This is a genomic window from Archangium gephyra, assembly GCF_049060025.1.
Taxonomy (GTDB): Bacteria; Myxococcota; Myxococcia; order Myxococcales; family Myxococcaceae; genus Archangium; species Archangium gephyra_A.
The window spans coordinates 9,412,730-9,439,014 of record NZ_JBMEQQ010000002.1; the positions used below are offsets into that span (position 1 = coordinate 9,412,730).

General features: G+C 67.8%; 22 protein-coding genes and 3 pseudogenes. 4 read left to right on the forward strand and 21 right to left on the reverse strand.

The features are described from left to right. Positions 1–90: 90 nt before the first annotated feature. Positions 91–1,101, forward strand: coding sequence for a TerC/Alx family metal homeostasis membrane protein (locus ACN28I_RS41065; protein ID WP_420948812.1), 1,011 nt, complete (start codon positions 91–93; stop codon positions 1,099–1,101). A 103-nt stretch (positions 1,102–1,204) separates the two neighbouring features. Here the strand turns inward: ACN28I_RS41065 and ACN28I_RS41070 are convergent, their stop codons facing one another. Next, positions 1,205–2,971 (reverse strand): hypothetical protein, encoded by a 1,767-nt coding sequence (locus ACN28I_RS41070; protein WP_420947338.1) that lies wholly within the window; start codon positions 2,969–2,971, stop codon positions 1,205–1,207. 164 nt (positions 2,972–3,135) lie between these two features. Here ACN28I_RS41070 and ACN28I_RS41075 point away from each other — a divergent pair, with 164 nt between their 5' ends. Together ACN28I_RS41075 and ACN28I_RS41080 are read left to right on the forward strand one after the other, a co-directional pair. Beyond that, the gene (locus ACN28I_RS41075; protein WP_420948813.1) at positions 3,136–4,473 is read left to right on the forward strand and encodes a lysophospholipid acyltransferase family protein; all 1,338 of its coding nucleotides are present in this window, start codon (positions 3,136–3,138) and stop codon (positions 4,471–4,473) included. 16 nt (positions 4,474–4,489) lie between these two features. Further along, positions 4,490–6,742, forward strand: coding sequence for a hypothetical protein (locus ACN28I_RS41080; RefSeq protein WP_420947339.1), 2,253 nt, complete (start codon positions 4,490–4,492; stop codon positions 6,740–6,742). Between the two features lie 40 nt (positions 6,743–6,782). Here ACN28I_RS41080 and ACN28I_RS41085 read toward each other — a convergent pair whose 3' ends face one another. From ACN28I_RS41085 to ACN28I_RS41100, 4 genes are read right to left on the reverse strand one after another with little or no spacing between them, the layout of a single operon-like run. Then, a complete protein-coding gene (locus tag ACN28I_RS41085) occupies positions 6,783–7,286 on the reverse strand; it encodes a DUF6714 family protein (RefSeq protein ID WP_420947340.1) in 504 nt (167 codons plus the stop codon). Positions 7,287–7,293: 7 nt separating this feature from the next. Continuing rightward, positions 7,294–7,650 carry a hypothetical protein gene (locus ACN28I_RS41090; RefSeq protein ID WP_420947341.1) on the reverse strand — a complete coding sequence of 119 codons (357 nt, stop codon included), beginning with the start codon at positions 7,648–7,650 and terminating at the stop codon, positions 7,294–7,296. 17 nt (positions 7,651–7,667) lie between these two features. Then, positions 7,668–8,303: a DUF6714 family protein gene (locus tag ACN28I_RS41095; RefSeq protein ID WP_420947342.1), complete on the reverse strand. Its 636-nt coding sequence runs from the start codon at positions 8,301–8,303 to the stop codon at positions 7,668–7,670. 26 nt (positions 8,304–8,329) lie between these two features. After that, on the reverse strand, positions 8,330–9,109 hold the full coding sequence (locus ACN28I_RS41100) for a crotonase/enoyl-CoA hydratase family protein (RefSeq protein WP_420948814.1): 780 nt from the start codon (positions 9,107–9,109) through the stop codon (positions 8,330–8,332). 134 nt (positions 9,110–9,243) lie between these two features. Here ACN28I_RS41100 and ACN28I_RS41105 point away from each other — a divergent pair, with 134 nt between their 5' ends. Next, positions 9,244–10,011 carry an arylamine N-acetyltransferase family protein gene (locus tag ACN28I_RS41105; RefSeq protein WP_420947343.1) on the forward strand — a complete coding sequence of 256 codons (768 nt, stop codon included), beginning with the start codon at positions 9,244–9,246 and terminating at the stop codon, positions 10,009–10,011. 27 nt (positions 10,012–10,038) lie between these two features. Here ACN28I_RS41105 and ACN28I_RS41110 read toward each other — a convergent pair whose 3' ends face one another. From ACN28I_RS41110 to ACN28I_RS41185, 16 genes and pseudogenes are all read right to left on the reverse strand, one after another. Then, positions 10,039–11,109, reverse strand: a complete 1,071-nt coding sequence (locus tag ACN28I_RS41110) for an NADH:flavin oxidoreductase/NADH oxidase (RefSeq protein WP_420947344.1) — start codon at positions 11,107–11,109, stop codon at positions 10,039–10,041. A gap of 85 nt (positions 11,110–11,194) precedes the next feature. Next, on the reverse strand, positions 11,195–12,454 hold the full coding sequence (locus ACN28I_RS41115; protein ID WP_420947345.1) for a spinster family MFS transporter: 1,260 nt from the start codon (positions 12,452–12,454) through the stop codon (positions 11,195–11,197). Continuing rightward, entirely contained in the window at positions 12,451–13,380 is a 930-nt protein-coding gene (locus tag ACN28I_RS41120) for a Ppx/GppA family phosphatase (RefSeq protein WP_420947346.1), read from the reverse strand. The genes ACN28I_RS41115 and ACN28I_RS41120 overlap by 4 nt, the downstream gene beginning before the upstream one ends. Before the next feature lie 14 nt (positions 13,381–13,394). Beyond that, positions 13,395–14,579 (reverse strand): aminotransferase class V-fold PLP-dependent enzyme, encoded by a 1,185-nt coding sequence (locus tag ACN28I_RS41125; protein WP_420947347.1) that lies wholly within the window; start codon positions 14,577–14,579, stop codon positions 13,395–13,397. 102 nt (positions 14,580–14,681) lie between these two features. Continuing rightward, complete coding sequence (locus ACN28I_RS41130) at positions 14,682–15,401, reverse strand: double-CXXCG motif protein (protein WP_420947348.1); 720 nt, start codon at positions 15,399–15,401, stop codon at positions 14,682–14,684. A gap of 4 nt (positions 15,402–15,405) precedes the next feature. Beyond that, on the reverse strand, positions 15,406–15,783 hold the full coding sequence (locus tag ACN28I_RS41135; RefSeq protein WP_420947349.1) for a TIGR02269 family lipoprotein: 378 nt from the start codon (positions 15,781–15,783) through the stop codon (positions 15,406–15,408). Then, positions 15,669–16,091: pseudogene (locus tag ACN28I_RS41140) on the reverse strand (DUF2380 domain-containing protein); the annotation flags it as partial. The gene ACN28I_RS41135 and the pseudogene ACN28I_RS41140, both read right to left, overlap by 115 nt. Before the next feature lie 208 nt (positions 16,092–16,299). Next, a pseudogene (locus ACN28I_RS41145) lies at positions 16,300–16,983 on the reverse strand (double-CXXCG motif protein); the annotation flags it as partial. A gap of 41 nt (positions 16,984–17,024) precedes the next feature. Continuing rightward, positions 17,025–17,402: a TIGR02269 family lipoprotein gene (locus ACN28I_RS41150; RefSeq protein ID WP_420947350.1), complete on the reverse strand. Its 378-nt coding sequence runs from the start codon at positions 17,400–17,402 to the stop codon at positions 17,025–17,027. Then, positions 17,288–17,710: pseudogene (locus tag ACN28I_RS41155) on the reverse strand (DUF2380 domain-containing protein); the annotation flags it as partial. The pseudogene ACN28I_RS41155 and the gene ACN28I_RS41150, both read right to left, overlap by 115 nt. Before the next feature lie 138 nt (positions 17,711–17,848). Then, entirely contained in the window at positions 17,849–18,568 is a 720-nt protein-coding gene (locus ACN28I_RS41160) for a double-CXXCG motif protein (protein WP_420947351.1), read from the reverse strand. A gap of 94 nt (positions 18,569–18,662) precedes the next feature. Beyond that, on the reverse strand, positions 18,663–19,691 hold the full coding sequence (locus tag ACN28I_RS41165) for a restriction endonuclease (protein WP_420948815.1): 1,029 nt from the start codon (positions 19,689–19,691) through the stop codon (positions 18,663–18,665). A gap of 5 nt (positions 19,692–19,696) precedes the next feature. Continuing rightward, on the reverse strand, positions 19,697–21,175 hold the full coding sequence (locus ACN28I_RS41170) for a restriction endonuclease subunit S (protein WP_420947352.1): 1,479 nt from the start codon (positions 21,173–21,175) through the stop codon (positions 19,697–19,699). Beyond that, the gene (locus tag ACN28I_RS41175; RefSeq protein WP_420947353.1) at positions 21,172–22,638 is read right to left on the reverse strand and encodes an N-6 DNA methylase; all 1,467 of its coding nucleotides are present in this window, start codon (positions 22,636–22,638) and stop codon (positions 21,172–21,174) included. Before ACN28I_RS41175 ends, ACN28I_RS41170 begins: the two co-directional genes overlap by 4 nt. 38 nt (positions 22,639–22,676) lie before the next feature. Beyond that, positions 22,677–25,532 carry a type I restriction-modification system endonuclease gene (gene hsdR / locus ACN28I_RS41180; RefSeq protein WP_420947354.1) on the reverse strand — a complete coding sequence of 952 codons (2,856 nt, stop codon included), beginning with the start codon at positions 25,530–25,532 and terminating at the stop codon, positions 22,677–22,679. Between the two features lie 38 nt (positions 25,533–25,570). Continuing rightward, positions 25,571–26,203: a DUF4145 domain-containing protein gene (locus ACN28I_RS41185; protein WP_420947355.1), complete on the reverse strand. Its 633-nt coding sequence runs from the start codon at positions 26,201–26,203 to the stop codon at positions 25,571–25,573. Positions 26,204–26,285 lie beyond the last annotated feature (82 nt).

A 26,285-nucleotide genomic window follows, 5' to 3' on the forward strand; every position in this document is an offset into this window, starting at 1 on the left:
CTCACCCCGCTTCGGGTCGAAACAAGCCACCGCTCCCCTGGCCGGGAACCTGGCGATTTCGCCCCTCACGTGCCGTCACATGCGCTGCCCGTGCGAGATTGCCCCACGGGCGCCGCTCGGGATACACACCCCGTTCCGTACAATTTTCGGAGGCTTCGGACCGCAATGACTACGCGGCAGGCAATACAGAACTTCTTTTTCTGGGTCGGCGTCGCGATGCTCGTGAACGTGGGCATCTGGGCCACCTGGGGCGCGCAGCCGGCCGCGGAGTTCTTCGGCGCCTTCGTGATGGAGAAGGCGCTCTCCCTCGACAACCTGTTCATGTTCTACCTGATCTTCCGGCTCTTCAACACGCCGGAGGAGGCGCGCCCGAAGCTGCTGCGCTGGGGAATCGTCGGCGTCGTCGTGATGCGCGGTGCGATCATCCTCGGCGGCACGGCGATCATCACGGTCTGGCGCCCGCTGCTCTGGTTCTTCGGCGCGTTCCTGTTCTGGGCGGCCTTCAAGGTCTTCTTCCTCGATGACGAGGAGCGGTCCGAGGAGGAGCGGCACGAGGAGCTCCAGAAGAACTGGCTGGTGCGGCTCTCCAAGCGCTGGCTCGGGTTCGAGAACAAGTATGACGGGCTCAAGTTCTTCACGGTGGTGGACGGCAAGAAGCGCGGCACGCTCATGCTGCTCACGCTGCTCGTCATCGAGGGCACCGACGTCCCGTTCGCCTTCGACAGCCTCCCGGCCGCGATGGCGATCAGCCAGAACTTCTGGATCGTCATCTCCTCGAACGTTCTCGCGGTGCTCGGCCTGCGCGCCATCTACTTCCTCATCGAGAACATGCAGGAGCGCTTCTCGCACATGAAGCAGGGCATCGGCCTGCTGCTGGCGATCGCGGGCGTGAAGATCCTCCTGCCGGACCTGGGCCGTATCGTGAACGGCACCGTGGGTCTCGTGTACCCGGCCATCTCCAACACCATCGCGCCCACGTACGGCCTGCACGTGCCGCTGCCGGTGAGCGTGGGCATCATCGTGGCCGTGATCGCCGGGACGATCGGCTACACGCTGTTCCGGACCCGCGGCGAGGCCGCGGTGGCCCCGGCGGCCGAGTAGGCCAGCCGCCAGGCGAACGGCTGGAAGTCCGCGACCGGGTTCCTCAGCCGAGGAGCCCGGTCGTGCCGTTTCCGAGGGGCGGAGCGTGAGAGGCCAGCGCTGCTCAATACGGTGGGAGCAGCCTGCGGATGTTCTGGCCGGCCGTGACGTAGACAACGTCCCCCGGGCCCGTGAAGAGCTCCCACGCGTAGACAGATGGGGCCTGGAATCGCGTATCCACCACTCCCGTGGACAACGTCCGGACCGGCCCGGTGGACATCATCGCCAGGATGCTCCCGTCCGAGAGCGTCGTGAGCGCGCCGTCCGCGTTGGTCCAGGCCATGCCCATGCTCTTCCACCGGTATTCGAGTGTCCCGGCCTGCTCCCCGAGCCGGACGAGCCATTGCTCGCCGGGCTTCGTGGTGTCCTTCGTGACACTGCCGAGCACGACGAGCCCCTCTTCCAGCTGGGAGAAGGCGTTGGGTCTGAAGTCCGGCGACAGGGGGTAGGTGCGCTGTCCGTCCGGCCCGAACGTGGTATCCGCCACACCCTCGCGGGTCACCCGGAACACCCGGACGCCTCCCATGCTCGCGTCACTGGCGCGGTAGCCGACCGCGATCACCGCGCGGCCCTGTGCGTCGACGAAGGCTCCCAAGATCGCGTTCGAGAGAAGGTCGTCGGCACGGAGCAACACCCGGCCCGACGAGCCATAACTCTCATCCTTCAGCCCCAGGGAGCTCAGCCGCAGGGACTCCACGTAGATTTCGCTCCGGCTGGTCACCAGGAGGGCTCCATCCGGCAGGAGCAGCAGCTCCGCGAAGTAGCCGTGGAGGTCGACAGTGGCCAGCCCCCCGCTGCCGAACGGGGTGTCCAGGCTGCCGTCCGGTTTGAAGCGATAGAGGAGCCCCCTCCCGCTGGAGGTGGTCAGGACGAGCAGCTTCCCGTCGGGCTGGAGCACCAGCTTGGGCTGCGAGACGTAGGTGACGCCAGCCGGGAAGGGCAGCTCGACGACTCCCGCCTGTCCGAACGTCGTGTCCGGGCGCCCGTCGAGCTCGAGCCGGTGGATCCACACGTTCATGCCGTAGTTCCCCGTGCCCAGGACGATTCGGCCATCCGGCTGGGTCACCAGGGACGAGATGTTGTGGTTGTCAGGCAGCGTGAGACTCCCGGCGGTTCCGAAGCCTTCATCCCAGAGGCCGGCTGGCCGCGTCACTTCCAGGAACGTGGTCGTGGAGGCGGAGAACCGGCTCGTCGCCGCGGTGAAGGTGAGGGGATGCTTCGCGACGGGGGTTGCGTAGGTGGTGCGGAACGTGAAGGTCGCCGAGGCGGTGCCGGCCTCCAGCGTGAGCTCCTGGGTATCCACCGAGATGCCAGCGGGCGGGCCCTGGACGGCGAGCCGCACGGGCCCCGCGAATCCGCCAGTACGCTCGATGGCCACCCTCACCTGGGCCGATTGGCCCCGCGTCACCAACGGACTTCCCGATTGGACCTGCACTGTCACCGGAGCGATGACCTCCACGTCCACGGTGGCGCTGTAGGCCTCGTTCCCGGACTGGGCGAGCACCAGCACCCGGCCCCTGGCGCCGATCTCCGCGGTCTCGGTGACCTGGAGGTGGAGATCGCCCTCCGACTCCTCCGCGGTCAGCACCAGCGGCTCCGCCGTCAGTCCCGAGGGGCCCGCGCTGCCCGTCACCAGGATGGCTCCGGAGAGGCTCCCGGTCCGATCGAGCTTCACGTGGACGGGGACCCTGCCTCCCGGCGCGATCGCCACGGTCTGGTGCGCGGGGTCGATGAGCAACCCATCCGGCTCCTCTTCATCACCCCCACACGCGGACACCACGAGTGCGAGCCCCAGCAGCGCGAGCCACCGCGGGCGAATCTCTCTCCACATCTTGTGTGACCTCCCCCAAGCGAAAGCCGTCCGGCCAACGGCCATCGAGGGTGCCGCTCTATGCCAAGGAGCGTGCTGGCGTCCACATACAACGCGTGCGGCGGCCCCGGCCGGGCGGGGCCGGGGCTGTCCCGGGAAGGCCGCGCCCGGTGTACACTGCGCGCGTGTTCTACAGCTTCGTGCGTGCGGTGGTGTCCCTGGCGCTTCGGCTCTTCTACCGGGTGAAGGTGAATGCACCCCCGGCCGAGCCCGAGGGCCCGGTCATGTTCGTGGGCAATCACCCCAATGGTCTCATCGATCCCGCGCTCGTCTTCATCCTCACGCGCCGGCACGTGACGTTCCTGGCCAAGGAGCCGCTCTTCCGCATTCCCGTCATCGGCTGGCTGCTGCGCGGGCTCGGGGCGCTGCCGGTGTACCGCAAGCAGGATGACCCCTCGCAGATGGGCAAGAACGAGGGGACGCTGGACGCGGCGCGCGGGGCGCTGGTGGAGGGCCGGGCCATCACCCTCTTCCCCGAGGGCAAGAGCCACTCGGAGCCCTCGCTGGCGGAGCTGAAGACGGGGGCGGCGCGCATCGCGCTCGGGGCGGCGAAGCAGGGGGCGCCGGTGCGCATCGTCCCGGTGGGCCTCACGTACGCGGACAAGAACCTGTTCCACAGCGAGGTGCTCATCGAGATGGGCACCCCCATCGAGGTGAAGGACTTCCTGCCGGCGGACGCGGCGGCCGAGGGGGAGTCGGTGCGCCGGCTCACCGAGCGCATCGCCGAGGGGCTCCGGGCCGTCACCCTCAACCTGGACAAGTGGGAGGACCTGCCGCTCATCCAACTGGCCGAGCAGCTCTTCGCCTTCCGGAACAAGGAGGCGAAGGACCCCGAGCGGCTGCGCCACTGGGCGCGGGGCCTGCAACTCTTCCGCTCCGAGCAGCCCGAGCGTTTCGAGCGGGTGCGCGGCGAGATGATGTCCTATCAGCGCCGGTTGGAGCTGGTGCGAGCGGACCCCACGGACCTGGCGCTGGAGTACCGGACGGGCCCGGTGGCGCGCTTCGTGGTGAAGAACCTGTTGCTGCTCGCCTTCGGAATGCCGCTGTTCGCCCTGGGGCTGGGGCTGTTCTACGTACCCTACCTCTTCCCGAGGTGGGCGAGCCGCAAGTCCGAGCTGGACATCCAGGCGACGGTGAAGTTCCTCGCGGCGCTGGTGATGGCGCTGACGTGGTGGGGGGCGCTGACGGTGGGGGCGTGGCTGTGGCGCGGGGCGCCGCTGGGGCTGCCGGTGCTGCTGGGCGTGCCGCCGCTGGCGCTCTTCACGCTGTACTTCTCCGATCGCTGGCAGGTGTTGCTCCATGACGTGTCCGTGTTCTTCACCCTGGGGAGCCGGGCGCGGCTCAAGGCCCGGTTGCTCTCCGAGGGTGAGCGTCTGGCGGCCGAGGTGGAGCAACTGGCCGGGGAGTACCAGCCGCGACTGGATCAGCCCGTTGCGCCATTAGCTGTGGTAGCAGGGCGGTGAGCGCGAGCGCTCGACCATGCGGCCCGGTGACGACAGGTGGCCTGACTCCATCCAGGCGCTCTATGAGCAGGTGACGGGGGCCGGCCCCGGCGCCGTGCTGTCGTCGCGCCCGCAGTGGACGGAGCGGCTCGCGGAGTGGGTGCGCAGCGCCACCCTGGACGAGCGCGAGATGGCGCAGACGGCCGCCTGGGCCCGGCTGGACTCCGGCGACCGCTCTCCCGGGGAGCTGCTCTTCCTGCTGGCCCACAGCGGCGAGCTGTTGTGGCCCTACACGGCGCCCCCGAGGGAGCTGCTCCAGCGCCTCATCTCCCGGCGGGAGCAGCTCGTCCAGGCGCTCAAGGCGGAGGGGCAGGGCGAGGGCGTGGAGCCGCTCGTGCAGCAGGTGGAGGCCGAGGTCTCCAAGGTGCTGACGCGCTACCTCAAGCGCCACCCCGAGGCGCTGCGGGAGCTGGTGAGCGGCGTGCGCTGCACGTTCGACGGCCGGGTGCTGCGCTTCCACGACACGGTGGAGCTGGACCTGAAGGTGTTGCTGGGCTCGGAGCGGCGGGTCATCGGGCGGTTGGATCAGCTCCGGGGACTGCTGCCGTACCTGCGCGAGGGCCGGGACAAGCTGGTGACCTTCATCCGGGAGCGGGCGGCCCGGATTCCCTGGCGCGAGTGCCGCGACGTGCTGGAGGAGAAGCTCTTCCAGATGGCGGCCTCGCCCGAGGGCCGGAGCGAGCTGCGCGGCTTCCTCGGGTGCTACGCGAGCGGGAAGAGCGAGGCGCGCTGGTGCACCCGGGCGAGTCTGCTGCTCGCCAGGAACCTCGAAGAGGGAGGAGCGTTGGCCGTCATCGAGAACCTCAGTGACTTGCTGGTGTACTTCGAGGCGCCGGTGGAGGGCCTGCGAGGTGCCCTGCAGGCGCTGGTGACCAGCATCCACGAGGACAAGGACCTCGAGCGGCACCGGCTCGTCGCGGACAAGTGCTGGGAGCACCTGAAGCCCAAGGCCGAGCCCGGCCTGGCGCTGGTGCTGTTGTGGCTGGAGGAGCGCATCTTCCGGGTGGCGCTGCGCCAGGGCTCGGAGGACGCCTTCGAGCGGCGCAACCGGGCACGGGAGCGGGTGCGCGAGCTGCCGGTGGCGGAGGCCCTGTACTGGCTGGCCGAGGAGTGCGCGGACCTGTGGCCCCGCGTGGAGTCGGAGCGGCGGCCCGGAGCGGACGATCTGGCGGCGTGGCGGCAGGAGGTGACGCGCCGGTTCGCGAAGAAGCCGGTGTTGCGCAAGGCGGCCATCGAGTTCTTCCTATGGTGCGCGCCGGACGCGGCGGCCTCCGAGGCCGAGCTGGTGACGCTGTCGCTGGTGAAGACGGGCACGGACCGGCGGCAGCTCCGCCGGTTGGGCGAGCACCCGTCCACACGCGTGCGCTTCCGCGTGCGGGCCATCAACGCGTGGCTGACCCATGGAGCCGAGTCCGCGCCCGAGCCGGCGACGCCCGCGACGCTGACGGGGGCCCTGCGCCACCTGCGAGCCTCGGGGGCGATGACGCTCGGCGGGGGCAGGACGTGGCTGAAGGACAGGGATCTGGAGGAGCTGCTCCTGGGCGCGTTCAGCCGCGTGGAGCGGGACTTCTCGGCGCGCTACCCGGAGCACTTCCGGGAGGACGAGGCGCGGCTGGTGACGCGGCTGCTCGAGGATCTGAAGCACGAGTTCGAGAGCATCCGCTCGGACCTGTCGATCCTTCTCTCCCAGGGGCAGCCGGTGCCGCTGGAGTTGGAGCTCCAGTACCGCAGGACGCGGGAGCCCGTGGAGGGCGAGCCGGTGCCGGAGAGCGCGCGGCCGGCCGGAGTGGAGCTGGCGTTCGTGCTGAAGGTGGAGGTGGACTCCTTCCTGACGACGAAGCGCGCGGTGCTGGTGCTGGCGAGGAAGCTGGAGCACCGGGGCGAGTGGGCGCCGAACCTCCGGCTCGGGCGCGAGCAGGTGGACGGGCTGCTGGGGCAGACGGAGGCCTCCTTCTGCCTGTTCCTGGTGCCGCCCTCGCTGCGCGCCGAATGCTGGATGGTGCCCGCGCGGCTGGTGCGAGGGCTGATGGACGCGCAGGAGTCGCTCTCGACGGTGTCGCGCGAGGGAGCGCAGCGGGTGGCGCGCTCGCTGGCGCAGTGGATGACCTATGACTTGCTGGGCCTGTGGACGGGCGACGACCGGCCCGCGGTGCTGGCGCGGACCGAGCCAGGCGCCGAGCGGGGACCGGAGTTCATCGTGGAGATCTCCGTCCGCAAGCGCGGGCAGTGACGGCTCTGAGTGCATGCTGATTCCCAGGCCGGAGCGAACGCTACTGCCAATCCCGACCCCAGTAGCGTTCCAATGCCTTGCCAGGTGACTCCCCTCCTGGAAGATCATTTGTCCACGCGTTCCTGGCGTATTCGAGGAAGGAACGGATCACGCGCTTCTGGGCAGGCGTGAAGAGCTCGAAGTCCCTCAATCGTGATTCACGCAGATGCCGGTTCCGAGGTGTGTCCTCGTCAGGGAGTGTCAGCCCATACACCGTAAAAGGCCGGATGTCTTCGTACAGGGTACCGTCGTATCCCTCCATTGAGGCGAGCAGGTAGGCTGGGAGGTAGAACTGAAGTCCCTCGCGGCTCAAGAAGGTCATTTCGTGATGATGTAGTTCGTGTGGTGTCAGTTCCTTCCAGTGCTTCCCTCTGAAGGTCGCCGCGAGTGAAGCACCATCCTGATCGATGTTGCTGTACGCAATGCGGTCATCTCCGGGATAGAGCACCTCCGCGAAGGCTGACTCGATCTGCTGCCGGAGTGCGAGGAGTCTGGGGTCCTTCACGAGGCACCTAGGGGCAGGCGGGTGGACAATGCTCGAGTGCCATCAGGCGAAGGCACTCCTGAGCGCCACTCTCAGTTTCGAACAGTCGCAATTGATGTTTCCTGTCACCACCGCGGAAGCACCGATCCATGATGGTGCTCCGTGCGCTGATGCATTTCTGGAATTGCGAGAAGTTGTCGCGCAAGGTGTCGCAGCTCTGGGTTGTATTGCACTTGAGCTTCTTGCCTTTGCACTCCAGGTCCACGGTCTCTTGAAGCTGCCTGTGCTGCTCAGCGGTGCAGTCTCCAGGAGGTGCCTGGGGAGGCGCTGGTTCTGAGGATTCGCAAGCAAGCACCAGTGCTACGGGCAGCAGGAGCATTCTCATTCTTCCAGACCCACCTTTCACCAATCCCGGCCCCAGTACTGTGTGAGTGCCCTTTTTGGCACGTCGCCCCTGTAGAATTCGTCGGGCATTTCATCGCGGACGTACTCGAGGAAGGATCGGATGGCGCGCTTCTGCTCCGGGGAGAAGACCGAGAACATCTCCACTTCATGCTGTCGCAGAATGTGCTCCCTGGCCGTGTCGCCTTCAGCCAGCGCGAGCGCGAATACAGTGGAGTGGAGGATGTCGGCGTACGGGGTGTCTCCGTAGTCGTACAGCGAGCCGATGAGGTAGGCGGGCAGGTAGAACTGGAGCGCCTCGCGGCTCAGGAACGCGAGGTCATGATGGCGCAGTTCTCGTGGAGAGAGCTGCTTCCAGTGCCTGCCCCTGAGCGCCCGTGTGAGCTCGGCCATCTCCAGGTCGTAAGGGTTGTCACCATCAACGATCCTCTCGTCCCCTGGATAGGGCACTTCCGCGAAGGCCATGGCGATCTCCTGCTTCAGCGCGTGCATCCTGGCCGGACTCCGAATGGACAGGGGGCTGTAGCCTCCATCCACCGCCAGAGGAACGGGCGGCGGTGGAGGGCTCTTCTTCTCACAGGCGAGCAGCGATGCCGTAGCGAGCAGGAGCAATCGATGCCGAGCAAGAATCGCCATGCGTCTCCTCGTAGTAAGGGCTTCTCTCAGCGGCCCGTGAAGCGGGCCTCGCGGCGCTCGACGAACGAGCGGACGCCCTCGCGCGCATCCTCGCTGGCGGAGAGCTCGAGCAGCTTCGGCAGCAGGGCGCGCCGGGCGGCATCGGGCCCCTCGGCCAGGGTCTGCCGCGCCGAGGCGAGTGTGGCCCTCACGCCCAACGGGGCCTGCTTCGCCACCGTCTCCGCGAGCGCCAGGGCCCGCTCTCGCTGCGTGCCGTGCTCGACCACCTCCTGGACGAGCCCGATGCGGTGGGCTTCCTTCGCGTCGAACTCGTCACCCGTGAGCAGCCAGCGCATGGCGTTGCCCCAGCCAGCCACCTGCGGGAAGCGCAGCGTGGCGCCGCCGAACGGGAAGATGCCGCGCTTGATTTCGATCTGCGCGAAGCGCGTGCTCTCGGCGGCCACGGAGATGTCCGCCGCCAGGATGAGCTCGATGCCGAGCGTGAAGCACAGGCCCTGCACGGCGACGATGAGCGGCTTGGTCCGCACCTCGCCCTGGATGGCCCACGGGTCGATGAGGCCCTCGGGGAAGAGCCGCTCCCCGCTGGCGACGGCGGGCCCCACGCTGGCCAGGTCCAGCCCCGCGGAGAAGTGATCTCCCTCCGCGAGGACGACCATGCAGCGCACGTCGGGATGGCGGTCCGCCTCGGTCATCGCCGCGGCGAAGGCCCGGAGCATCGTGAGGTCGAAGGCATTGCGCTTGTCGGCGCGGTTGATGCCGAGCAGGGCGAGCGGTCCACGGAGGCTCGAGGGTGATGCGGGGATCAGTGGGGTTCATGGCGGTTCCCGGGAGAGAGGGCAGGGCGCCATCTTCTCCTGGCCCGGAGCCTGCGCCATCGTCCGCCACTCCATTTGACCTATACTGCGCGAGTCGCGCTTTCGAGCCGCGTACGGGGGACTCCATGGACATCGGCCAGTACCTTCAGCGGCTGGGATACGAGGGGCCTCGGGAGCCCACGCTGGACACCCTGCGTGCGCTGCACCTGCGGCACCTCGAGTCCGTTCCCTTCGAGAACCTCGATGTCCATGGCCGGCGCCCCATCGTCCTCGACGAGGCGGCCTTCTTCGAGAAGATCGTCCGGTGCCGCCGTGGCGGGTTCTGCTACGAGCTGAACGGCCTGTTCGCCGCGCTCCTGCGCGCCCTGGGCTTCCAGGTGACGTACCTGTCCGGGCGCGTGTCCCCCGATGGCGTCCAGCCCTCCGGCCCCGAGTTCGATCATCTCGTGCTGGAGGTCTCCCTGGACGGAGCCTCCTGGCTCGTCGACGTGGGCTTCGGTGAGGGCTTTGTCGAGCCGCTGCCCCTCGCTCCGGGACAGTGGGACTCGGGAGGTCAGCGGTTCCACCTGGAGCGGCGCGGCGAGGATTGGCTGCTCTCGCAGGAGGGGCCGGACGGCGCGAGGAAGCTCCTCTACGTGTTCTCCCGCGTGCCGAGGCGGTTGGAGGAGTTCTCGGAGATGTGCCGGTACCACCAGACCTCGCCCGACTCGTTCTTCCTCAAGGGCCTGCTCTGCACGCTCAAGACGCCCACGGGGCGGGTGACCCTGAGTGGCAGCCGGCTCATCGTCACCGAGCAGGGCCAGCGCGTGGAGCGGCCGATCGCGGGGCAGGAGGAGCTCGAGCGGGCCCTGCTCGAGCACTTCGGGGTCCAGCTCCCGCGGCGGTCCGAGTGAGAGGCGCCGTGCGGAACGGAGCGCGGCTCAGTCCTGGGCGCGCTCGTACTGGGGCGGCCAGGCCACCTTGGCGTGGAGCTCGCGCGCCACGTGCAAGGGCCAGTATGGGTCGCGCAGCAGCTCCCGGGCGAGGATGACCACGTCCGCCTGCTCCGTGCGCAGGATGTGCTCGGCCTGGAAGGCGGAGCGGATGAAGCCCACGGCGCCCGTGGCGATGCCGGCCTCCCTGCGGATGCGCTCGGCGAACATCGTCTGGTAGCCGGGCCCTGCGGGAATCTTCACCCCCGGAACGAGCGCTCCCGAGGAGCAGTCGATGAGGTCCGCCCCGTCCTGCTTCAGCAGCGTGGAGAGCGCCACCGACTCGTCGAGGTTCCAGCCGCCCTCGGCCCAGTCCGTGGCGGAGATGCGCACGAAGAGGGGCAGCTCCTCGGGCCAGCGCTTGCGCACCGCCTGCACCACCTCGCGGGTGAGCCGCACGCGGTTCTCGAACGAGCCGCCATACCGGTCCGTGCGCTGGTTCGACAGCGGCGAGAGGAACTCGTGCAGCAGGTAGCCGTGCGCGGCGTGGATCTCCACATGGCGGAACCCCGCGGCCTTCGCGCGCTCGGTGGCATCGACGAAGGCTCGCACCACGCGCTGGAGGCCCGCCTCATCGAGCGCCTCCGGCACCGTATGTTCCGCGTCGAAAGCCACGGGGCTCGGCCCCACGGGCGTCCATCCCTCCTTCTCACTGGGGGGAATGGGGGCACCGCCCTTCCAGGGTTGCGCCGTGGAGGCCTTGCGCCCCGCGTGCGCGAGCTGGATGCCCGCCACCGAGCCGTGCTCGTGGATGAAGCGCGTGATGCGCGCGAGCGGCGCGATGTGCTCGTCCTTCCAGATGCCGAGGTCCTGCGGCGAGATGCGTCCGATGGCCTCGACCGCGGTGGCCTCGAAGATGATCAGCCCCGCGCCGCCGACGGCCCGGGTGCCCAGGTGGACGAAGTGCCAGTCGTTCGCGAAGCCGTCCTCGCTCGAGTACTGGCACATCGGCGAGACGACGATGCGATTCTTCAGGGTGACCCCGCGCAGGGTCAGCGGGGTGAACAGAAGACTGCCCATAAAGCCTCCAGCATGCCGGCGTCGAGCCGGGAGGAGCCCGGCTCAAACGGGGACATACTGGAATCTCGCGCCCGCGGCCTGGACTTCAGGCCGTGACGTGCCGGAACAGCTTGCCAGCCATCAGTAGCGCGAGCCCGCCGAGCAGCACCGGAAGGGCATTGAGCTCGATGGCGAAGCTCAGGCTGCTCAGGTCCGCCACCTTGCCGATGGCGGTGGGCGAGATGGCATCGCCCAGCATGTGGATGAACAGCACGTTCAACCCCATGGCGAAGGCGCGGAACGCCGGAGGCACGCCGTTGACGATGGCCGCGTTGATGGGGCCGCTGTTGAGGAAGATGAAGAACTGCGCCAGGAAGATGATGGCGAACATCGGCACGTGCGAGTCCACCTTCATCGCGAGGAACATGAGGGGCGCGGCGATCAGCAGCCCCACGCCCGACAGGCGCAGGCCACCGCCCTCCATCCGCCGGTCCATCTTGTCGCCCAGCCAGCCTCCGGCGAGCGTGCCCACCAGGCCCGCGGTGGCGGTGACGGCGCCGGAGCTGAAGCCCGCCGTCCCCGGGGACATGCCGCGCTCGCTGACGAGGAAGGTGGGCAGCCAGTACCCGAGCCCGCCGATGGAGAACGTCATCAGCGTGTAGCCCGCCGTGGTCCACCAGAAGGACTTGTTGTGGGCCAGTCCCTTGAGGCCCACGAGGAAGGGCAGCTTCGCCTGCGCCTCGGGCCCGTCCATGGCGCCGCGCTCGGGCTCGGGCATGAAGAAGGCCATGGCGCCCAGCACCAGGCCCGGCGCGCCGCCCACGAAGAAGGCCATGTGCCAGGAGTAGGCCTCGCTCAGCCACCCGCCCAGCCCGTAGCCCGCCGCCGCTCCCACCGGGATGGCGATGTAGAAGAAGGACAGCACCCGCGTGCGCTGCTGGCGCGGGAAGAGATCGGAGATGATGGACGGGGCCACCGCGCCGTACCCCGCCTCGCCGATGCCCACGCAGGCCCGCGCCACCATCAGCGCGAAGAAGGTGGTGGCCAGTCCCGAGGCCCCCGTCGCGAGGCTCCACAGCAGCACGCCCGCGGCCACCAGGTAGCGCCGCGGCAGCCGGTCCCCGAGGAAGCCGCTCACCGGGGAGGCCAGCATGAACACCAACATGAAGAAGCTGCCCAGGTAGCCCGCCTGGGTGTTGGTGAGCTGGAAGTCCTGTTTGATGTAGGGCAGGGCGACCGTGACGATGTACCGGTCGAGGTAGTTGACCAGGTTGATGAGCGAGAGGATGAGCAGCGCGTAGTAGCTGGTGCGCGTGGAGGAGCTCGCGGGAGCGGAAGGGGTGGCCACGGCGGTGGTCGGACTCATGGGTGGGGGGCTCCGAAACGGTACGCGAGCAGGCCCCAACGCAGGCCGCGGTCGCTCACCCGGCAGCGCTCGAGCCCGAGCGCCCGCAGGCTCTCGAGCAGGATGAGGGCTCCGGCGGGAATCACGTCCGCGCGCTTGGGTTGCAGGCCCGGCAGCTTCTGGCGCTCGGCGAGCGGCAGGTGGCACATCCTGTCCGCCAGCGCCTCCAGCTCGGCGAGCGTGAGGGTGCCGCCCTGGACGCGCGCGGCGTCATAGGGGTCGATGGCGTGTTGCATGGTGAAGAGCGTCGTCACCGTGCCGGCGATGCCCACCAGCACCGCGTCCGGAGGGCAGGGCGGCAGCTTGGAGAACGTCTCGCGCAGGTGCGACTCCACGCGGGCCCGGTCCGCGGCGGACATCGGGTCCGACTGCACGTAGCGCTCGGTCATGCGCACCGCGCCCACGTCGAAGCTGTGCCGGAAGGCCACGCGGCCCTGCGCATCCCCGTAGATGAACTCGGTGGAGCCGCCGCCGATGTCGATGACCACCAGGGGCGCGGAGGACTCGCGGCCGAAGTCCGCCCAGGCCGAGGTGAAGGAGAGCTGCGCCTCCAGCTCGCCGGAGATGATGTCCACCGTCACCCCGGCGCGCTCGCGGGCTCCGGTGAGGAAGTCGGCACCGTTCTCCGCGTCGCGCGCGGCGCTGGTGGCGGACGCGGCGATGGCCTCCGCGCCCAGACGGCGGGCCTCGCTGGCGAAGTCGGAGAGCACCTGGAGCGTGGCCTCCAGGCCCTCGGGCGAGAGGCGTCGGCTCTTGTCCACGCCCCGGCCCAGGCGGGTGATTTCGGCGCGCTCCTGCACGGCCTGGAAGCGGCCGTCGGGCAGGCGGTCGGCGACGAGCAGGAGGACCGAGTTGGTCCCCACGTCGATGGTGGCGTAACGAGGCATTGCGCGGAGCTTACTCAGCGCAGCAGCGCCTCCAAAGCTTCCGCCAGCCGCTGGTACTCCGCGTGCGAGTTGTAGAGCTGGGCGGACAGGCGGACGTGGCGGTGGGGAGGCCGGGGCCAGGGGGTGATGGGCACCTCGATGCGGTGCTCGGAGAGCAGCCGGTCCTGGAGCGGGTCCAGCCCGAGCACCGAGGGCTCCGCGGGGAAGCCGTCCGGGAGGGGCACGGTGGCCATGGCGCCCACCATGTCCTCGGGGCAGCGGGGAACCACCCCGAGCCGCCGGCACAGGAAGGTCCGCGCCTCCAGCGCCTTGGCGCGGTTGGAGGCCATCACCTCGGGCCAGCCGCCGGGGAGCATCCCGCCCATGACCTCCAGCGCCTTGGGCACGGAGAGGAAGGGGGTGGGGTCATTGGTCCCGAGCCAGTCGAACTCCAGGCGGAAGCGCGAGCGGTCCGTGCGCCGCGAGTTGTACCCGTGGCTGATGACGAGGGGGCGGATGAGGGACTGCTGGTCCCTGCGCACGTGGAGGAAGGCGGCGCCCTTGGGGGCGCACAGCCACTTGTGGCAGTTGCCGGTGTAGTACGCGGCGCCGAGCTGGTGCAGGGACAGGGGCACCTGTCCGGGCCCGTGGGCACCGTCCACGAGCGTCTCGATGCCACGCTCGCGCATGGCGCGGACGAGCCCGGCCACCGGCATCACCAGGGCCGTCTGGCTGGAGATGTGGTCGATGAGCAGCAGCTTGGTGTTGAGGGTGACGTGGGCGAGCACCGCGTCCACCACGGCCTGGGGCGAGGGCACGGGCCAGGGCAGCCTGGCCACGACGACTTTGACGCCCCACTGATGGGCCACGAAGTCGAGCGCGTTGCGGGAGGCGTTGTACTCGTGGTCGGTGGTGAGCAGCTCATCGCCGGGGGCGAAGCGCAGCGAGCGCAGCACGGTGTTGACGCCCGTGGTGGCGTTGTTGACGAAGGCGAGGTCGTCCGGGTTGACGTCCAGGAAGTCGCCGAGGGCCGCGCGGGCCGCATCGGCCAGGGGCTCGAGCTCGCGGTGGAGGAAGCGCACGGGCTCGGCTTCCATGCGGGCGCGCAGGTGGGACTGCTCCTCGAGCACGCGCGTGGGGCAGGCGCCGAAGGAGCCGTGGTTGAGGAAGGTCACCTCGGGATCGAGTGACCACTGGGAGCGGAAGGGGGACGCGTCCATGGCGGGGGGACAATGCCGGGCCCCCTGGCCATGTCAACGCATGGCGCGGCGCCGGGTGGGGGAGGGGGCCCCATCCAGCCGGGACGGGCTGGAGGGCGGCATTCAGCGCACCGGCACCTCGCGGATGGCGAGCTCGTCCAGGTCCAGGCGGCGCACGGCGTCCACGAAGCGCTCGGTGGCGATGAAGATGGTCTCGAAGTCGCTCAGCCGGAACAGGTCCGTGTGGGTGGGGAGTGACGCGGCATCCAGGATGGGCTCCTCCGGGAAGGCGAAGTCCTCCCAACCACATTTGGGACATGGAGGGCGCCGATCCGGCGGTGTGCAGTCCGGATGCAGCCGGCCGTGAGGCAGGATTTCCAGTTCCAACAACTCGGGGTGTTTCTTCTGGCGGAAGCGCAGCTCCGTCTGGAAACCGCGCAGGCCGCGTACCCCCTCGGCCTGCAACCGCTCCAATGCCTCGCGGTGTAGCAGCGGCATCTCGACGTAATAGAAGAACAAGGGGCTGAAGGTGCCGGTGGCGGTGCCCACCAGTGGGCCGAATTTCGCGCCCGGGAGCAACTGGCCTCCGGGTGGCACGAGAGGCCGCACCAACTCACGCAGCCGCACGAACTCGTCGAAGGGCTCCGGCCGGGGCTTCTCGTACTCACCGCGCTCGGCAAGGGTGGACAGGTCCACGCCCGGATACGCGGTCATTCCTCCTGCCCACGTGGCTCCACATTCAGGGCAGCGAAGCCCGGGCAGGCTGCCCCACTTATGCCCGGCGTTGAGCGTACCGGTGTACTTGGAGTTCCTGGGTGCTCGGAGCCGGTAGAACTTCGTCATCTCGTCACCTGCCCCCGCGCGCATACGGAACAACAGGACCCGTCAGCTCGAAGCGGAAGATGAGCTCTCCGGCGTGGCGGTAGATTGCTTCAGGTGATGCATTGGGCCGGGCATCCTTGAAATCCATCCAGGCTTGATTCCACAGGCCCCCCTTGGGCCCGCTGCTGTGGATCCGGATGTGGACATGCTCGGGAATGACAAGGGTGTACTGATGGATGTCGGGCACTCCGCGGGCGTGGAACCACTCCCGGAAGCCTCCTGGGCCTGGGGAAAGAGGTGGTGTTTGACCCAGCGGCCCGGAGGGAGGGCGGGCAGGGTTGGCTTGGGGTCGAAGTGCCGGTTGAAGCGGAAGGTGAGGACGGGCCTGGTGTTCCGTGGCCATCCGGTGGGGCGGCCCCGCCACCCGCGTGCGAAGGGAGAGGGGCCCGGAATGTAGATGGGCCCCCCGCCCCGGGATGCCAGGAGCACCTCTTCGCGGGACATCACCTCGTGGCAACGGAAGAAGCCGCACTCCTCTCCTTCTTCCTGGCACAGGAGGACGAGACTGCGTTCGTCCTCACATCCCTCCTCCCAGGACGCCACCACTTCCGGCTCGGGTGTTGGGCTCCCCTCCTGGAGGGCGGGGTTCGAGGTGGCACACGCGGCGAGGAGGCCCACCAGCAGCAGGCAGAGTGGTTGTGGTGTTCGCATGGTCCGATGAGCGGTGTGGGGGGTTGTGGCTTTCGCTCGTTGACGTCAACGATCCACGGTCAGGGTGCGCTCGGCGGCCTCGGCCAGTTGGAGGAAGAGCGGGTCGTGGCCCTTGGCGAGGAGGGAGAAGTGGGTGCTGGTCACGTCGGGGTGTTCCCGGGCGGAGAATGCGCTGGTCAGGGTAGCACGGCGGGGCAGGAGGCCGGGCTCAGCGCACCGGCACCTCGTGGATGTCGAGCTCGTCCAGGTCCAGGCGACGCACGGCGTCCACGAAGCGCTCGGTGGCGATGAAGATGGTCTCGAAGTCGCTCAGCCGGAACAGGTCCGTGTGGGTGGGGAGTGACGCCGCATCCAGGATAGGCTCATCCGGGAAGGTGAAGTTGTCACAGCCACACTTGGGGCAGGGAGGGCGCCGATCCGGCGGTGTGCAGTCCGGATGCAGTCGGCCGTGAGGCAGGATTTCCAGTTCCAACAACTCGGGGTGTTTCTTCTGGCGGAAGCGCAGCTCCGTCTGGAAACCGCGCAGGCCGCGTACCCCCTCGGCCTGCAACCGCTCCAATGCCTCGCGGTGTAGCAGCGGCATCTCGACGTAATAGAAGAACAAGGGGCTGAAGGTGCCGGTGGCGGTGCCCACCAGTGGGCCGAATTTCGCGCCTGGGAGCAACTGGCCTCCCGGTGGTACCAAAGGCCGCACCAACTCACGCAGCCGCACGAACTCGTCGAAGGGCTCCGGCCGGGGCTTCTCGTATTCGCCGCGCTCGGGAAGAGAGGACAGATCCACGCCCGGATACGCGGTCATTCCTCCCGCCCACGTGGCTCCACATTCAGGGCAGCGAAGCCCGGGCAGGCTGCCCCACTTGTGCCTGGCGCTGAGCGTACCGGTGTACTTTGATTCTTGCGGCGTTCGGAAGCTCGTAGAACTTCGTCATTTCGTCACCTGCCCCCGCGCGCATACGGAACAACAGGACCCGTCAGCTCGAAGCGGAAGATGAGCTGCCCCGCATGGCGGTAGATTTCCTCGGGAAAGGCATTGGGCTTGGCACGTTTGAAGTTCAGCCATGCTTGATTCCACAGGCCCCCCTTGGGCCCGCTGCTGTGGATCCGGATGTGGACATGCTCGGGAATGACAAGGGTGTACTGATGGATGTCGGGCACTCCGCGGGCGTGGAACCACTCCCGGAAGCCTCCTGGGCCTGGGGAAAGAGGTGGTGTTTGACCCAGCGGCCCGGAGGGAGGGCGGGCAGGGTTGGCTTGGGGTCGAAGTGCCGGTTGAAGCGGAAGGTGAGGACGGGCCTGGTGTTCCGTGGCCATCCGGTGGGGCGGCCCCGCCACCCGCGTGCGAAGGGAGAGGGACCCGGAATGTAGATGGGCCCCCCGCCCCGGGACGCCAGGAGTACTTCTTCGCCAGACACCACCTCGTGGCAACGGAAGAAGCCGCACTCCTCTCCTTCCTCCTGGCACAGCAGGACGAGACTGCGCTCGTCCTCACACCCCTCCTCCCAGGACGCCACCACTTCCGGCTCGGGTGTTGGGCTCCCCTCCTGGATGGCGGGGCTTGAGGTGGCACACGCGGCGAGGAGGCCCACCAGCAGCAGGCAGAGTGTTCGTGGTGTTCGCATGGTCCGATGCGTGGTGTAGATGTTTGCGGCCCGCCGCTCGTTGACGTCAACGATCAGAAGTGGGTGCTGGTCACGTCGGGGTGTTCCCGGGCGGAGAAGGCGCTGGCCAGGGTAGCACGGCGGGGCAGGAGGCCGGGCTCAGCGCACCGGCACCTCGTGGATGTCGAGTTCGTCCAGGTCCAGGCGGCGCACGGCCTCCACGAAGCGCTCGGTGGCGATGAAGATGGTTTCGAAGTCGCTCAGCCGGAACAGGTCCGTGTGGGTGGGGAGTGACGCCGCATCCAGGATGGGCTCATCGGGGAAGCGGAAGGCATCCCGGCCACATTTGGGACATGGCGGGCGCCGATCCGGCGGTGTGCAGTCCGGATGCAGCCGGCCGTGAGGCAGGATTTCCAGTTCCAACAACTCGGGGTGTTTCTTCTGGCGGAAGCGCAGCTCCGTCTGGAAACCGCGCAGGCCGCGCACCCCTTCGGTCTGCAACTTCTCCAGCGCCTCGCGGTGTATCAGCGGCATTTCGAAGTAATAGAAGAACAACGGGCTGAAGGTGCCGGTGGCGGTGCCCACCAGTGGGCCGAAAGTCGTTCCTGGAAGCAATGGGGCTCCCGGTGGTACCAGTGGCCGCACCAGCTCACGCAGCCGCACGAACTCGTCGAAGGGCTCCGGCCGGGGCTTCTCGTACTCGCCGCGCTCGGCAAGGGTGGACAGGTCCACACCTGGATACGCGGTCATTCCTCCCGCCCACGCGGCTCCACATTCAGGGCACTTCAGCCCGGGTAATCCCCCCCACTTGTGCCCGGCGCTGAGCGTACCGGTGTACTTCGACTCTCGCGGTGCTCGGAGTTCGTAGAAACTCATCATTTCCTCACCTGCCTCCGCACGCATAGGGTGCCGCTCACTCGTTGACGTCAACGAGTGAGTCGCCCGGCGGGTGTTGTCGCGGGCCGGGAGGAAACTAGACGGCTGGCCAGTAGAAGCGCTTGAGCGGCACGAGCGCGCGGGTCTCCCCATCGAGCGCGTCGTAGTGGTCGATGAGTAGCTTGCGCAGGGTGGAGAGCGTCAGGAGGGTGACGGGCACCAAGGCGCGGTCCGCCTCGTAGTGGGCGTCCTTGGTGAATCCGCCGGTGCTCACGTAGAGGCACTTGTCGCCCGGCTTGCGGCCGCCGAGGAAGGCGCGAATCTCCTTGCTGCTCATGGCGGTGCCCGTGCGGTGCTTCACCTCGACGAAGATGCGCGGATCCTGGAGGCCCAGGCCGTCGGGCGAGGCGAAGATGTCCACGCCCCGGTCGGCGCCCCTCGGGCTCACGGTGGTGCGGTAGCCCATCGCGCGCAGGATGCCGGCCACCAGCTCCTGCATCTGCTCCCAGTCGAGCCGGCTGATGGCGTCCTCGACGAACGCGTCCGCCTTCTGCTCCACCTCGGCCCGCAGCTCCGCCTCGGTGCGGGCTCCGTCTTCCTCCTCGTCTTCCGCGGGGGAGGGCGGGGGGAGGCCGCGAGCGGGTGCCTCGGGAAGGGGCGCGTCCAGGGGAACCTGGAGGCGGCGCAGCTCGGCGGCGGCGTCCTCGGACAGCTTGAAGAGCGTCTGGATGGCGCCCAGGCTGTTGCGGGCCCCCGTGGAGAGGACGTCTCGCGCGACCTGGTGTGTCCACTTCACGTGGTGCACGTTGGGCTTGTCCTCCACGAGCTGCGGCTGCCACTCGTAGCCGGAGGTGAGGGTGCCCAGGAGGTAGCGGCGGCGCTCGGGGTCGTAGGTGATGACGCTGTCCCCGGCGGCCAGCTCATAGGCGAAGCGCAGCAGGGTGCCCGCCCAATTGCCATGGGTGCCCTCTTTCACGTCCGGGTACGAATCGGCGAGACGCGCGACGAGTTCGGCCTTGTTGGGCGACTCCAGCTTGCCCACGTGCGGCCAGCCGAGGGCCACGACGGACTTCTTGAGGAATTCGTCCACGTTCTCGCCGCCACGGCCGGCGCGCACCATCCACATGGCCGTCACGGTGCCCTCTTGGATGTGCGAGCCTTGGCGGGTGTTGCGGTGTTCGCGCCGCGCTTGCTCTTCACGGGCGGAGGGGCTTCGCGCTCCGCGCGGATGCGCTCAAGAAGGACGGAGGCTGGCTCATCGTTCGGATCTTGGGGGACGAGTTGGCCGCGGAAGGCGGCGGCGAGGGTCGACCGATCCAGAGCCGTAACTTTTTCGAGTGCACCCAACGCTGCGTTCAACGTTGACCGCTCATACTGGCGAAACATTTCAAGTCCCTTGACAATGAGTTCGCGCTCATGAGGAGGAGCCAGAGGAATTGGAACCATTTTCAGCTCTGCCCCAGAGATTCCTGTTTGGCCGGACGTTGATTTGGCGCAGCTCTCAATGAATTGGCGCGCTGTCGGCGTCGCGCATGCGGCTTCTACGTACGCTGGCGGAACGCCCTCGCGCAGCCGGACTCGAATCAGCTTGTCTGGATAGACGAGAGGTGCCTGCACGTCCCGGATCATCGCACCCACTCCAACTAGGTCCAGAGAGCCGTTGTACCGAGTGAAGAGAAGGTCACCCGTACGTAGGCCATAAGCATCGATGTCAGCCTCGGCACGAAGGAACCGAGTCTCTTCATGGCGGACTTCGAAAGGGCGGATCGCGCTGATGCGCAAGATTGGAATACCTGGCGGCGCATCCTCTGGTTTGATCCCGAGACCATTCCGTACCTCAGTCGCCAGCGAGCCGAGAGTAGTCCAAGACCATCCAGCTGGGAGTTTATGAAGAATGACACCCTTTGACTGCAGAAATTCGCGAGTCGTTGGTGAGAATTTTTGGAATAAGTCTGGCTCAGGCAAATCGGCTCGATCGCTTGCTGTGCGAACGGATAAATCTCCTCGAAAGGTTGCGGCCAAGACAGCCTGCCGCAGCCGCTCAAGCAGCGCAGGCACGCGCTCTAGCGATGCCTTTGCCGCGCGGCTACGAGCGAAGAGCGTGTCGAGTTTGGCCACGATGCGGCGCTGTTCATCAAGGGGCGCAAGCGGTACTTCCAGTGCACGCACATGTGCGATGTTAAGGCGGGGCACGCCAGTGCCGAGTTGAGCCTCTTTGAACTGCTTCCGTGCTGAGGGAGAGCGCAGAAACCACGCAAGCCACTCTGGCTCCACTGCGTCATTCGCGCGAACGCGGGCAGATGATTGCGTAATGTTTCCACCCGCAAGCTGGGGCGGAACCAATGTCACCTTACCGATTGTTCCGACGATTGAGAGGAGCACGTCTCGGTAGGCTAGAGATGCGCGCGCGTAGCGCGCAGCAATCTCAGGCGTGGTGCGCCGCAGATTGTTTAGTACTATTTCGTTATTCTCAATTTCAGTCGGCCGGACATAGGGGACCCCGTCTGGGATATCAGGTCCGGGTTGGACGATGCCGTACATGATCGGAGCCTCGGGCGCAACCAGCGTTTCAAGGGGGAATATCGCCCAGCCAAGAGGAAGCGCACTCACGCCGCTTCCTCCTCATTCTCCGCCTTCCCAACGGTGAGAATCGCCGTAAGCGCCTGGATAGCCTTCAGCGCACTCTGTAGCTCAGTCTCAATCTCTGCCGCGAGTTCCTCCGGGGCCGGCAAATCATCGGGATCGTGCTGGCTGCCGTCCTTGAGCCAAGCGATGTCGAGGTTGTCGTTGCGCTTCGCGATCTCCTCACGCGTGAATTTGCGGAACCGCCCGGCCTCCCCCTCGTCCTTGCGCTTGCTCTTGCCGTGCGGGTTCGCGCCGTATGTGTCCTCGAAGGGCTTCAGCGTTTCACGCGTGAACGGCGTACGCTTGCCGAAGCTCGGCATGTTCGCGCGCAAGTCATAGATCCACACCGCCTTCGTGTTGCCCGTGTCCTTCTCGCCGCGGGTGAAGAAGAGCACATTGGTCTTCACGCCTTGGGCGTAGAAGATGCCCGTAGGCAGCCGTAGGATGGTGTGCAGGTCGCACTTGTCCATCAGGTCCGTGCGCACCTTCTGGCCCACGCCGTCCTCAAAGAGAACGTTGTCGGGTAGCACCACCGCCGCGCGGCCTCCCGGCTTGAGGCCTCGGTAGATGTGCTGCAAGAAGACGAGCTGCTTATTGCCCGTGGGATACGTGAGGTCATCCCGCGTAGGCCGCCCTCCACCTTTCTTCGTCCCGAATGGCGGGTTTGTGAGGATGACATCGGCCTTGGGCAGGCCCGCGCCCAGGCTCGACAGCGCGTCTCCGAGCTGGATGGCACCCTCACTGCCGCGCGGCCCCTCAATGCCATGCAGCAGGCAGTTCATCAATGCGAGCCGCTGCGTCTCGGGCACGAGCTCCACCCCGAGGTAGGCCTTCTCCATCTGCCAGGTGGCCTCCTTGTCCCCGAGGTCGTAGAACTCCTTCGTCTTGGCCTTGATGTGCTCATGCGCCGCGACGAGGAAGCCGCCCGTACCGGCCGCCGGGTCCTGGATGGTCTCTCCGGGCTGGGGCTGTACGAGCGCCACCATGGTGTTGATGAGCGCGCGGGGCGTGAAGTACTGGCCCGCGCCGCTCTTCACCTCGCTCGCGTTCTTCTCAAGCAGGCCCTCGTAGAGGTTGCCGAGCCCGTCCTCTCGCGCGCTGAACCAGTCGAGCGCGTCGATGTCGTCCACGAGCTGCTTGAGGTGCTTGGGCTGGCGCAGTGCCGTCTGAGCGCTCGCGTAGATGGCGCTCACGCGCTTGTTGGGCGCGCGCCCGAGCGTGATGAGCATCTGCTTGTAGAAGTCGTACTGGTCGACGCCGTTCCTGGCCTTCAGGTCGTCCCAGCGCTGGCCCTTGGGAAGTGCGTCCTCCTGGCTGGCCTCCTTGGCCATCTTGAGGAAGAGCAGCAGGGTGAGTTCGGTGACGTACTGGTGGTACGTGATGCCGTCGTCCCGGAGGATGTCGCAGAGGGACCAGAGCTTGGCAACGATGTCGCGCGTAGTGGTCATGGTTGAGGAGTCAGGGTGAAGGGAGCGCAGGCTGCCTGTCAGGCTACGTCAGTCCAGATCTGCTGCTGAAGCTCGCTGAGCACGTCGAGCGCCTTGCCATCGAACGCCTTGTCGATGTGCGCGAAGCCGCCGCTCATCTTGAAGGGTCCGCTGTCGAGTGCCTCGCGATCAAGCACCTGCTGGTGCTTGAGCTGGAGTGCGAACTTCTCCAGCCACTTTCTCTGTGCGGCCGTCCAGGGACGTGACGCGAGCAGCTTCTGGAGCGCCGCGTCCACGCGCTGGCTGTAGGGCTTGAGAGGCGAACCGAGCGCCTGCTGGCGGATGAAGCCCATGATGCTCGCGGCAATGGCGACGTTCGTCCCCTGCACGTCCGCGACGGCGTTCTCGAGTGTCTTCTCGTCGAAGCCGTGGCCGTCCAGCTTCAGGCGGAGTTCCTTGAGCTGCTGGCGGGTGAGGCCATTTGGCTTGCTCACGACGAGGCTCAGCGCGGGGATGACGTTGAGGTTTGCTTTCACGAAGGCCCGGAAGGACTCGAGGTAGTCCTCGGGCTTCTTGCCGTAGGGGTACTCGCGCTCGCGCGCGACGAGCGAGTCCTCCTCGGTTGCGATGTAGCGGGGATTGGTCATCACCTGCGCGGGTGCGAGGAGCATCTCCAGGGCCGGGCGGAGCTCGGGGTGCTTCTTCAGCAGGCTCGCGAAGCTCACCGCGCCCCCACGGCGGAGCACGTCCGGCAGCCGTTCGAGCTCCGTCCCGGTGAGCGTCTCGATGCGCTCGACGGCCTTCTTGAAGGTCTCGCTGACCTGGGCGCGCGGGCTGTGCGAGCGCCGGATGCGGCGGCGCATTCGCTCGGCGAGCTGGGCCAGGCGCTCGTCCGCGTGTGTCAGGCCGGCATCCGCACCCGCCACGGCGTGGGCCTTCGGGTCGAGCACCTCGTCGATCAACTGGCCCGGGGGGATGTCCAGGTCCTTCACCAGCGGCTTCATGTCCGTCACGGACTCGAGCGCCGCGTAGAGGTCCACGGCGTCGTAGATACGGAAGACAGCCTTCTGGGTCTCGTCCGTGTAGGTGCACAGGCGCGTCGCCCGGCCGAGCATCTGCTCGTAGAGGATGCGGCTGCGTACCCGGCGCAGGAAGACGAGGTTGGCGATCGGGGGCACGTCGATGCCGGTGGTGAGCAGGTCCACCGTGACGGCGACGTTGGGCCAGCGCTCGTTCTTGAAGCGGCGGATGGCGGCCTTCACGTCGTCCGTCGCGCCGGTGATCTTGAGCACCGCGGCGTCCGGCACGTCCGTGTACCGGGCCTGGAACGCCTCCTTGAGCAGGTGGACGACGAGGTCCGCGTGCTCGTCGTTGGCGCAGAAGATGAGCGTCTTCTCCTCGAGGTGCGGGTCGAGGTCATTCGCGAGCTCCCTGCACACCACGCGGTTGAAGCCCTCGGTGATGACCGTACGGTTGAACGCGTCGACTTCGAAGAGCAGCTCGTCCTCGAGCTTCCAGAAGTCGCGCTGGCCCGAGCCGACCGCGACCTCCACGTTGCTGCCCTTGGGAAACTTGATGCCCTGCTGCGCGAGCCGCGTGACGTAGCGGATGGGCGGCTCGTGGTCGACGAGGAAGCCGTCCGCCACGGCCTCGCGGTACGAGTAGGCGAAGACCGGGTCGCCGAAAATCTCGCGCGTATGCAGCGCGGGCGTGGCGGTGAGGCCAATCTTCACCGCGTCGAAGTAGTCCAGCACCCGGCGGTACGTGGAGAGGTAGTCGCGGAAGTCGCGGTACGTCTCCTCGCCCTCGTTCAGTTGCTTGTCGAGGGTGTAGCCGCGGTGCGACTCGTCCACGACGATGCAGTCGTACTGGTCCACCGGCGGCGCATCCTCGCCGTCCTCGGGCCGGAAGAGCCGCTTCACCATGGCCTGCACGGTGGCCACCTGCACGCGGGTCTGCTCGGTGGGCGCGGCGTCCCCGAGCTCGCGCAGGTCATAGATGTCGGTGAACGTCTTCGACTGCTCGAGCCGCATCTCCTTGAAGGCGTCCGTGGCCTGGTCCCCGAGCGACGTGCGGTCCACGAGGAAGAGGACGCGGCGGAAGCGCTGGACCTTGATGAGCCGGTAGAGGAGCCCGATGGTGGTGCGCGTCTTGCCCGTGCCCGTGGCCATGGCCACGAGGCAGTTGCGCTCTCCCTTCTCGAGCGCCTCCTCGACGGCGCGGATGGCGCGTAACTGGTAGTCGCGCAGCCCGAGGTAGTGGGTCGGCTCCTCACGCAGGCGCGCGTGGGCTCCGGCCACATCCACCTCCAGCAGGTGCTGAAGCCCCTCGGGCGAGTACCACGCCTCGAGGGGACGAGGGTGGTGGGTCTGGGCGCGGGCGTCCAGGAACCAGATGCCGCTCTCCAACGAGTACTGGCGGTGGTAGCTGCGGCCGTTGGTCGCGAAGAGGAAGGGGACGCGCAGGTACTCCGGCTTGCCGTCGTGGGTATTGCCGCTGTCCCAACCGGGGAAGCCGTCGGGCGCGCCGTGGGGGCGCGGAAGGGTGAGGTCTGCCTCGGGCTTGAACCCCACGCTGTAGCGTTTGGCTTGGGTGACGCTCGCCGAGACGTTCTTGGCCTTCCGCTTCGCCTCGATGATGGCCAGTGGGGTGAGGCCCACGAAGAGCACGTAATCCGCGGGCCCCTTCCGGGTGGGCCACTCGGAGATGGCCTTGGCCTTCCCGGGATCCGGGCGTGCCCCTTGGGCGTAACGAAGGTTGACGCTGTCGGCCTCCCATCCAGCGGCGCGCAGCTGGGCGTCGATGAGGGCGCGGGTGTCCTCCTCGTCGAGGTCGAGGCTGGCGCTGGCCTCGAGGGCGAGGGTCTTCTGGGCGTCGAGCACCGCCGCGGACTGCTGTTCCGCCTGGGCCTGCACGGCGTGCAGTTGCTCCTGGAAGAGGCGCTCCGCCTCGCTCAGCTTCCGCTGGGCCTCATCGATGCAGCTCCTCGGCGGCGGCGCGGTCCTCCTCCGCGCGGCGGCGGAGGGTCTCCTCCTCGGCCCGGCGGAGGGCTTCGAGCCGGGCCTCCTCTCGTGCGGCGGTGGCGTCCTTCCGCGAGCCTCTCCAATTGCACTCGCAGCGCGGCGTGCTCGGCCTCCAGCTTGCGCAGGTGCTCGGTCGGGTCGGGGGGCGGGACGAAGGGGCCCGCCTTCAGGCCGCGCGAGCCCGGCGGGCCGAAGGTGCCGTGGAACCAGAGGGCGAGCTGGCGCGCAATGCGCAGGCCATCGACGGCCTGGGTGCGCGAGCCAATGAAGTCATGTGCCGCGGCGTTGCCCACACGCCGCAGCGAATGGAAGAGATCCAGGATCTGCCGGTCGAGGTAGCCCTTGCGGTCCAGCTCGCGCAGGAGATCGACCTGGCCGGCCTGGGGGCCTGTCCACACACCGGCGGCAGCGGCGGCGTGCTTGGCGAAGGCCTCGCCAAGCTGGCGCACCTTCAGCAGCGTGCTGTTGGGGTCGACGGCGAGGGTGCGCTCGGCTGCTTCCGCCAGTTGGAGGAAGAGCGGGTCGTGGCCCTTGGCGAGGAAGGCGAAGTTGGTGCTGGTCACGTCGGCGTGTTCCCGGGCGGATGAGACGCCGGCCAGGGTAGCACGGCATGCAGGGGTGCTGGCGGGTTGGGACGACCCTCAC